At 72.2% G+C, this 8,928-nt stretch carries 6 protein-coding genes; all 6 read right to left on the bottom strand.

The features are described 5' to 3' along the window. Positions 1-782: ABC transporter ATP-binding protein (locus LNK82_RS37705; protein ID WP_230571636.1), on the bottom strand; the 782-nt coding region annotated here is incomplete at its 3' end. Beyond that, positions 775-1,791, bottom strand: a complete 1,017-nt coding sequence (locus LNK82_RS37700; RefSeq protein ID WP_230571635.1) for a taurine ABC transporter substrate-binding protein — start codon at positions 1,789-1,791, stop codon at positions 775-777. The genes LNK82_RS37700 and LNK82_RS37705, both read right to left, overlap by 8 nt. A gap of 23 nt (positions 1,792-1,814) precedes the next feature. Further along, positions 1,815-2,630, bottom strand: coding sequence for an ABC transporter permease (locus LNK82_RS37695; RefSeq protein WP_230571634.1), 816 nt, complete (start codon positions 2,628-2,630; stop codon positions 1,815-1,817). Positions 2,631-2,915: 285 nt separating this feature from the next. Beyond that, the gene (rph, locus tag LNK82_RS37690; protein WP_230571633.1) at positions 2,916-5,516 is read right to left on the bottom strand and encodes a rifamycin-inactivating phosphotransferase; all 2,601 of its coding nucleotides are present in this window, start codon (positions 5,514-5,516) and stop codon (positions 2,916-2,918) included. A gap of 251 nt (positions 5,517-5,767) precedes the next feature. Continuing rightward, positions 5,768-7,213, bottom strand: a complete 1,446-nt coding sequence (locus tag LNK82_RS37685) for an ATP-binding protein (protein ID WP_230571632.1) — start codon at positions 7,211-7,213, stop codon at positions 5,768-5,770. Continuing rightward, entirely contained in the window at positions 7,213-8,892 is a 1,680-nt protein-coding gene (locus LNK82_RS37680) for an NAD(P)/FAD-dependent oxidoreductase (RefSeq protein WP_230571631.1), read from the bottom strand. Before LNK82_RS37680 ends, LNK82_RS37685 begins: the two co-directional genes overlap by 1 nt. Positions 8,893-8,928 lie beyond the last annotated feature (36 nt).

Raw genomic sequence — 8,928 nt, 5'->3', positions numbered from 1 at the left:
GCCGACGTCCCCCGTCCGGCCGCCACGGCAGGGAGGGCGCCCGCCACCTCGCCGCGCAGCGCGGCGAACTCCGCCGACCCGCGCAGCTCGTCGGCGGGCGCCCCGGACCGCGGCAGCGGAACGGGCAGGTCCAGCGCCACCCGACCCGGTCGGTCGGACAGCACGACCACGCGACTGGCCAGGAACACGGCCTCGTCCACGCTGTGCGTCACGAACACCACGCCCCGCCCGCCGCCGGTCAACGAGCGGACGTCTTCCTGGAGCCGTTCGCGGGTCAGCGCGTCCAGCGCGGCGAACGGCTCGTCCATCAGCAGCAGCCGCGGCCGGGCGGCCAGCGCCCGCGCGATCGCCACGCGCTGCTGCTGCCCGCCGGAGATCTCCCACGTGCGGCGTGGCCCCAACTCGGCCAAGCCGACCTGGTCGAGCAGCTCGCGGGTCCGCTGCGGGCGGTCGGCGCGCGGCACACCCGCCCAGCGCAGCGCGGTGGCGACGTTGCGGCCCACGGTCTGCCACGGGAACAACCGGGGCTGCTGGAACACCGTGCCGACGTCCCGGCCCGCGATGGGCGTCCCGCCGAGCACCCGGACCACCCCCGAGGTGGGCCGTTCGAACCCGCCGGCCAGCCGCAGCAGGGTGCTCTTGCCGGACCCGGAGGGTCCCACCACGACCAGGAACTCCCCCGCGTCCACCCGCAGGTCCAGCGGTCCGAGCGCCGGCACGTCGGAACCCTTGGCCCGGTAGCGGTGCTCGACGTCGACCAGTTCCACCAGCGGCTCACCCACGGGGCGCTCGCAGGGCCGCGCGGAACGCCGCGATGTCCGGCACCGAGTCCACCTTCCGCTGACCGTGCAGGAACTCGGCGGCGGCGCGCAGCTGCTCGGCGAGCCTGCCCGGCGCGTCGGCGGTGCCGAAGTACTCGGGACCGCGCTGTTCGGCGTGGTCGAGGTAGATGTTCTGCTTGAGCTGCGACAACGCGTCGTCCACGCCGGCGCCGATCTGCCGCGCGACGGCCTCGGCGACCACCCGCGGCTCGTTCTTGATCTTCTTGATGGCGTCGTCGGTGGCGGCCAGCCACCGGTCCAGCACGTCGCCGTTCCGCTCGACGAACTCCTTGCGCGCCACGGTGAACGTCAACGTCGGTTTGCCCGCGGCGGCCAGCTTCGCGCTGTCGGTGAGGGTCAGGCCGTCCTGCTGGAGCACGCTGAGCACGGGCGTCCACACGTAGGCGCCGTCGATGTCACCGCGCTGCCAGGCGGCCTGGATGTTCTGCGGCTCCAGGTCGACCAGCGTCACCGAGGCGGGGTCGACGCCGGCCTGCTGGAAGGCGGCCAGGAGGCTGTAGTGCGCCGTGGAGCTGAACGGCGCGGCGACCTTGCGGCCCACCAGTCCCTTGATGTCGGTGACGCCGCTGTCCTTGCGCACCACCAGCGCTTCGCTGTCGCCGATCACGTTGAGCAGCTCGACGACCTGGTAGGGGATGTTCAACGGCGGGCACAACCCGGCGGCGGCGGGGCTGCTGCCGATGACCGCGAGGTCGATGGCGCCGCCCAGGAACGCGGTGTTGATGCTCGCGCCGGAGTCGAACGACGTCCAGGCGATCCGGTGGTCAGGCAGCGCCTTCTCCAGCACGCCCTGGTCCTTCACCAGCAGCGTGCCGTCGGCGAAGTTCTGGTAGCCGATCCGGACCTGGCGCCCACCGGACTCGGCCGGCGACGAGCCGCCGACCCCGCACGCGGCCAGCACGGGGGCGGCGGCGAGCAGGGACAGGACCGATCTGCGCGTGACGGACATGGTGGTGCTCCCGGTGTCGGCGCTCATGCCCGCCCGCGCCAGGGCGAGACGGCGCGTTGCAGCGCGAGGATGGCGGTGTCGATGAGCAGCCCGGTCACGCCGATCACGACGAGCCCGAGCAGGACGACCGCGGTCTGGTTGTAGCGCTGGGCGTTGAGGACCATGCCCCCGATGCCGTCCGCGCCGTTGACGGTCTCGGCGGCCACGACGGAGCTGTAGGCCACGCCGACGGCCAGCCGGACGCCGGTGAGGATCTCCGGCGCGGACGCGGGCAGCACCACCGTGCCGACCACGCCGAGCCTGCTGGCGCCGAGCGCGTGCGCGGCTTCCACGTACTGCCGGTTCACGCCGGTCACGGCCGCCGCGGTGGCGACCGCGACCGGCGGGAACGCGGCCACGACGAGCAGGTAGACCTTGGGTTCCTCGTCGATGCCGAACCAGATGACCAGCAGGCTCAGGTAGGCCAGCGGCGGCAACGCGCGCAGGAACGTCACGAACGGCTCGGCCACCGCGCGGATCAGCGGCACCAGGCCCATCAGGAGCCCGAGCACCACCCCGACCAGGATGCCGTAGGCGGAGCCGTAGCCCACGCGCCGGAGGCTGACGCCCAGCCGTTCGGCCACGGTGGACCCCGCGTACCCGCCCTGTCCGTTGTCACTGTCGGAGGCGGCGAGCAACTGGTCCCACACCTGCGACGGCCCGGGCAGGACGGCGGGTGGCCAGAACTCGGCCAGCGCCAACGACTCCCAGGCCGCGAGCAGCACGAGCACCGCCGCCACGCGCACCAGGACCGAGTGCGTGGCGGACAACGCGGCGCGCCGCGGTTCCTTCTGCGCCATGGGGAAACTCCGTGCCGGACCGAAAGGGAATCGAGTCGGCGGGGAACTTACCGAAATGCGCTTCCCTCGATCATCCGTCCCGCTCCGTGGACGCCTTCGTGCGAAACGCTTGCCCGGCACGGAGTTTCATGGCATTGGCAGCGAAACGCCTCCCGAGTGGTGGAATATCCGTCGTGCTACGAATAAGTCTGTCGTCGACTCATCGGATTCCCCCGCCACATTTCGCCCGGCCGGCGGAAACGACGACCCGATCGGCCGGGCCCCGCCCGACGAGACCCGGCTCGGTCACGCCTCGGTGAGGATCTCGACGTGCCCGTCGGTCCCGTTCACCCGGATCCGCTGCCCGTCCTGGATCACCCGGGTGGCGCGTTCCACCCCGACGACGGCCGGCAGGCCGTACTCCCGCGCGATCACCGCGCCGTGGGTCATCAGGCCGCCGACCTCCGTCACCAGGCCGGCAATCGCGACGAACAGGGGCGACCAACTGGGGTCCGTGTGCGTCGTGACCAGGATGTCGCCCGGTTCGACGTCGGCCTCCGCCATGTCCAGGATGACCCGGGCCCGCCCTTCGACGACCCCGGCGGACACCGCCAGGCCGACCAGCGCGCCGGCGGGCAGGTCGTCGCGCCGGTACGCGCCGTTGAGGGTCTCACCGTCCGAAGTGAGCACGCGCGGTGGCGTGAGCGCTTGGTGCGACCTGAACACGTCCTTGCGCCGGCTGACGAGTTCGTGGTCGACCTGGTTCGCCCGCACGACTTCCTGGAGTTCCCGGAACCTCAGGAAGAAGATGTCCTCCGCCTCCCGGAGCACGCCGGCGCGCACCAAGCGCTCGGCCTCGGCCAGCAACGCCTGCTTGTAGGCGAAGTAGCGGCGGATCATCCCGTACTTCGGGTACTCGCGGTACCCGGCGAAGGTCCGGACGAGATCGATGTTCCGCTTGGTCTCCTCGGCCTTCCGCTCCCCGTCCGGCAGCGCCCGCACGCGCTCCAGCACCTCCTGCTCCTTCTGCCACGCGTCCTGCCGCCCTTGCTCGAAGCGCCGCGCGCCGGCGCCCGGCTCGAGGTTCTTGACGTTGGACAGCAGCAGGGGCAGCAGCATGGTGGGCCGTTCGCTCCACCGCGGCCTGGTGATGTCGATCTCGCCGACGCAGCGCATGCCGTACTTGTCGAGGTAGGCCACGATGGCGTCGCGCGCCTCCCGTCCACCGTCCACTTCGACCAGCCCGTCGAGGAAGTCCTCGTCCGTCGTGTCGCGCAGGAAGGCGACGACTTCCGGGTGCGGGCGGATCACGTCCGCGACGTCGAGGAGCGCCAGCCCCATCTCCGAGGTGACGTTGTGGGGCACGGACTGCGAGAGCGCGTCGGCCGCGTCCTTCTCGCCCAGCCACTCGTGCAGGTGCTCGTTGAGCCACCACGTCGCCCGCATCGCCGCCATGATCGGCTTGATGCCGCGCGGGTCGAACAGGACCCGCCTCAGCTCCTCGAAGTCCGCCAGGATGAAGTCCAGCAGCTCCGAGCCGGACTTCGTCCTGATCTCGCGCTCGACCGCGGCGACGGACGCCTCACCCTGCTCGATCAGCTCCGTCACGAGGGCCGGGTCGGGCTCGATCGCGACCGGCTCGGCGCCGGGGATCGTCTGGGCGGGGCCGTCGTCCGGGAACGACGGGAGGAAGCCGTCGCGCTCGACGACGGTCCGCACCGCGTCCTCGATCAGCGGATCGGATTTCCCCACCACCTCGAGGAACCCGGCGCGGCTCGTGGGCGAAGCCAGGAGCCTGGTGGCGTCGACGAACAACCTCCCGCCGGCCTCGGCCATGGGCCGGGTGGTCGTCAACTGCCACACCGAGAGCCCCAAGGGCTTCATGGCGTCGGTCATCATCTGCTGGTGCCCGACGGAGACGTAGACGTGGTTCTCCCGGTCGTCGGTCTCCGGGATGGGGAACAGCGTGGTGATCGGCCGGCTCTGGACGACGTGGAAGTCGTCGTCGACCAGGCACCACTCGATGTCCTGGGGACGGCCGAAGTGCGCCTCGACCCGCCGGCCGAGCCGCACCAGCCGCACGACCTGGGCGTCGGTCAGCGCAGGTTGTTCCCGCCCCGCGGGCTCGATCGGCTGCTCCCGCGTCCCGCCGTCCGGCGAGGCTTGGACGGCGATCTCCTTGGCGGCGACCGCCTTGGCGATGACCTCGTCGTCCCGCACCTGGTAGGCGTCCGCGTTCACCAGGCCGGAGACCAGGGCCTCGCCGAGGCCGAAGACGGCCTCCACGGTGGAGACCTTCCGGTTGGACGTGACGGGATCGGCCGTGAACAGGACGCCCGACGCGTGCGGGAAGACCATCCGCTGCACGACCACGGCCATGTGGACCTTGCGGTGGTCGAAGCCGTTGCGCAGCCGGTAGGTGACGGCCCGTTCGGTGAACAGCGAGGCCCAGCACCGGCTGACGTGCCGGAGGACCGCCGCCGGCCCCACGACGTTCAGGTACGTGTCCTGCTGACCCGCGAAGGAGGCGCCCGGCAGGTCTTCCGCCGTCGCGCTCGACCTCACCGCGCAGGCGGCGCGGTCGCCGAGGCGGGCGAGCGCACCGGTGATCGCCGCCGCCACACCGTCCGGGACGACGATCCCCTCGAGGACCCGCCGGATCTCCGCGCTGCGCGTGCGGATCGCCTCCCGGTCGTCCGGGTTCAGGCGCGACAGCCCGTCCAGCAGCTCGCCGAGCGACGGCGCGTCCAGCACGATCCGCCGGTAGGCGTCGGTCGTCACGCAGAAACCGGCCGGCACGCTGACGCCCTCGATCCGCGAGAGCTCTCCCAGGTGCGCGCCCTTGCCGCCGACCACGGCGACCTGCGTCCGGTCGACCTCCTGGAGATCGAGCACGTAGTCGCCCATCCGTCCACCTTCCGTTCGCCCCATCGGGCCTCGCCGGTTCGCACTGCCGACCCCGCGGATTCGTCCGCCGGTGGTCACAGCGTTCTACCGGCACACCATTTCCGCAGGTTCTGGCTTCGGCGGGAGATTCTGCGGCACGACGGGGGCCTTGCCGCAAGACCCCCGATCGGCTATATGTTGACCATGGCAGGGAGTGGACAACCTCCTTGCCTTCGCCTGGTGACCGGAACGCGGACTCGACGGCCCGAACCTCAGGCGCGGCCCTCCCCGTTCTCCGCCGACGGCGCGCTCAACGGCAGGTGGACGCGGAAGCGGGTGTCGCCGGGCGCGGACTCCACCCGGATGTCGCCGTGGTGGCGGTCGACCACGATCCGCCACGAGATGTCCAGGCCGAGCCCGGTCCCCTCACCCACGGCCTTGGTGGTGAAGAACGGCTCGAAGATGCGCCTCTTCACGTCGTCCGGGATGCCCACGCCGGTGTCGCCGACCTCCACCACCGCGTCCTCGCCGGCGCGGTACGTGCGCACGGTCAGCGTGCCGTCGCCCGCCATGGCGGCCACCGCGTTGTCGACCAGGTTCGTCCACACCTGGTTGAGCTCGGCCGGGTACGCGGGCAGCGGCGGCAGGGTGCGGTCGTAGTCCTTGACCACGCGCACGCCGTCGCCGAGCTTGCCGCCGAGCATCACGAGCGTCGAGTCGAGCAGTTCGTGCACGTCGACGACCTGGAACGGCGCCCGGTCGACCTGCGAGTACTGCTTGGCCGCGCCGACCAGCGTGGACACCCGGGTGGTGGCGTCCTCGATCTCGTTCATCAACGTCTCGGTCTCGACCGTGTAGGCCAGCCAGCGCACGGCGGCCTCCGTGGCGGTCTGCGGGCACAACGCCGCCGCCCGGTCGAGCCACTCGACGTCCAGCCCGCCCGCGACCAGCACCGGCGCCAGGTCCCAACCGCCCGACACGCCGTGCGCGTCCAGCCAGTCGGCGACCTCGTCCTCCAGGTCGGCGGTCTCCATCGGACCGAGCGTCGGCGCCTTCGCCACCTGCTCGACCGCGCTCTCCTGCAGCTCCACCAGCACCGGCAGGGTGGCCGGGTCGAGCGAGCCGTTCGCCAGCAGCGCCAGCTTGTGTCGCATCCCGGCGACCCGTTCGCGCAACGCCCCGGTGGCCCGCACCGCCGCGGCGGCCGGGTTGTTCAGCTCGTGCGTCAGCCCGGCCGACAGCGAACCCAGCGCGAGCAGCCGTTCCCGCTGGCTGACGATCCGCTCGGTGTTGCGCATGCCGAAGAACAGGCCCTCCAGCAGGTGCATGGCCATCGGGAACCACGAGCGGAACATCGCGCCGAAGTCGTGCGCGGGCAGCTGGTAGAGCCGCACGTCGGTCACCGCGTCGGCGGTCATCTGGTAGACCGTCCTGGCTTCGACATCGGAGCCGAGGTACGCCTGGGTGGCCCCGAAGTACGCGCCGCGGTGGTCGGTGCGGTTGGTCTCCACGCGCTGGCCGCCGATGACGCGGCTGAGCGCCACCGTGCCGTCCAGCAGCACGAAGAAGCACGTCGCCGGCTGTCCTTCGCGCAGCACCTGGGAGCCCGCCGCGTGCGTCTCCACCTGGCCGTGCGCGACGAGCCACGCCAGCTGCTCCTCCGACAGGTGCTCGAACAGGAACAGCCCGCGCAGGTCGTCGACCGTCAGGTTCTCCATCACGACCTCTCCAGGTAGCGGTGGACCAGCGACACGGCCATCGCGCCGTCGCCGACCGCCGACGCGACCCGCTTCACCGAGTCCGCGCGCACGTCGCCGGCGACGAACACGCCCGGCAGGCTGGTCTCCAGGTGGTAGGGCGGACGGTCGAGGCCCCAGCCCTCGGGCGGACGGCCGTCGGTGACCAGGTCCGGTCCGGCGAGCACGAACCCGCGCTCGTCACGGGCCAGCGTGCCGGTGAGCCAGTCGGTGTGCGGGGCGGCGCCGATGAACGCGAACAGCCAGGACGCGGGCACGGTCGTCGTCTCGCCGGTCTTGTCGTGCCGCAACGTCAGCGTCTCCAGGTGCTCCTCCCCCGTGCCGCCGACGACCTCGGTGCACGTGCGCACCTCGACGTTGGCGACCCGGGCGAGCTGTTCGACGAGGTAGTGCGACATCGACCGGGCCAACGAGTCGCCGCGCACGACCAGCACCACGCGGCGGGCGTGCGCGGCGAAGTAGAGCGCCGCCTGGCCCGCCGAGTTCGCGCCGCCGACGAGGTAGACGTCCTGGCCCGCGCAGCTCGGCCCCTCGGTGGTGGCCGCGCCGTAGAACACGCCCCGGCCGGTCAGCGCGCCGAGCCCCGGCGCGTCCAGCATCCGGTAGGACACGCCGGTGGCGAGGATGACGGTGTGCGCGGCCAGCTCGGTGCCGTCGCCCAGCCGCACCACGCGTGCCGCGCCACGTGCCTCCAGGCCCACCACGTCGCACGCGGTCAGCACCTCGACGTCGAACTTCAGCGCCTGCCGGCGGGCGCGGTCGGTGAGCTGCTCGCCGGACACGCCGTCGGGGAAGCCGAGGTAGTTCTCGATCCGACTGCTGGTGCCCGCCTGACCACCGGTGGCGCGCCGCTCGACCAGCACCGTGCGCAGCCCTTCCGAGCCGCCGTAGACCGCCGCGCCCAGCCCGGCGGGGCCGCCGCCGACCACGATCAGGTCGTAGAAGTCGGTGGACGGCCGCGTGGTCAGGCCGACCCGGGCGGCCAGCTCCGCGTCCGACGGCTCGACCAGCGCCTCGCCGTCCGCGGTGACGACCACCGGCAGCCGCGCGCCGTCCTCGCCGCACGCGGTGAGCAGCCGCCCGGTCTCGGGGTCGCCGTCGTCGACCGCGTGCCAGCGGAACGGGACGGAGTTGCGGGCCAGGAAGTCGCGCACCTCGTAGGACCGCGACGACCAGCGGTGCCCGACGACCCGGACCTGCCGGGCGGGCCCGCGATCGGCCGCCGACCAGGCGCGCAGCAGCTCGTCCAGCACGGGGTACAGCTTCTCCTCCGGCGGGTCCCACGGTTTGAGCAGGTAGTGGTCGAGGTCGACGACGTTGATGGCGCGGATCGCCGCGTCGGTGTCGGCGTACGCGGTCAGCAGCACCCGCCGTGCCGCGGGGAAGAGGTCCATCGCGGCCTCCAGGAACTCGATGCCGCTCATGCCGGGCATCCGGTAGTCGGCCAGCAGCACCGCCACCTCCTCGCCGCGCAGCTTGATCTCGCGCACCGCGTCGAGCGCCTGAGCACCGGACTCGGCCCGAACGATCCGGTAGTCCTCGCCGTACTTGCGGCGCAGGTCGCGCGCCACGGACCGGGACACGCCCGGGTCGTCGTCCACGGTGAGGATCGAGGGCCTCGCGACGTGAGGTGTCGTCATGTCCACATTGTCGTTCCCGCCGGACGGGCCGCCCGT

Source organism: Saccharothrix luteola (assembly GCF_020859565.1).
GTDB lineage: Bacteria > Actinomycetota > Actinomycetes > Mycobacteriales > Pseudonocardiaceae > Actinosynnema > Actinosynnema luteola.
This window is presented reverse-complemented; position numbering and strand designations above follow the sequence as displayed.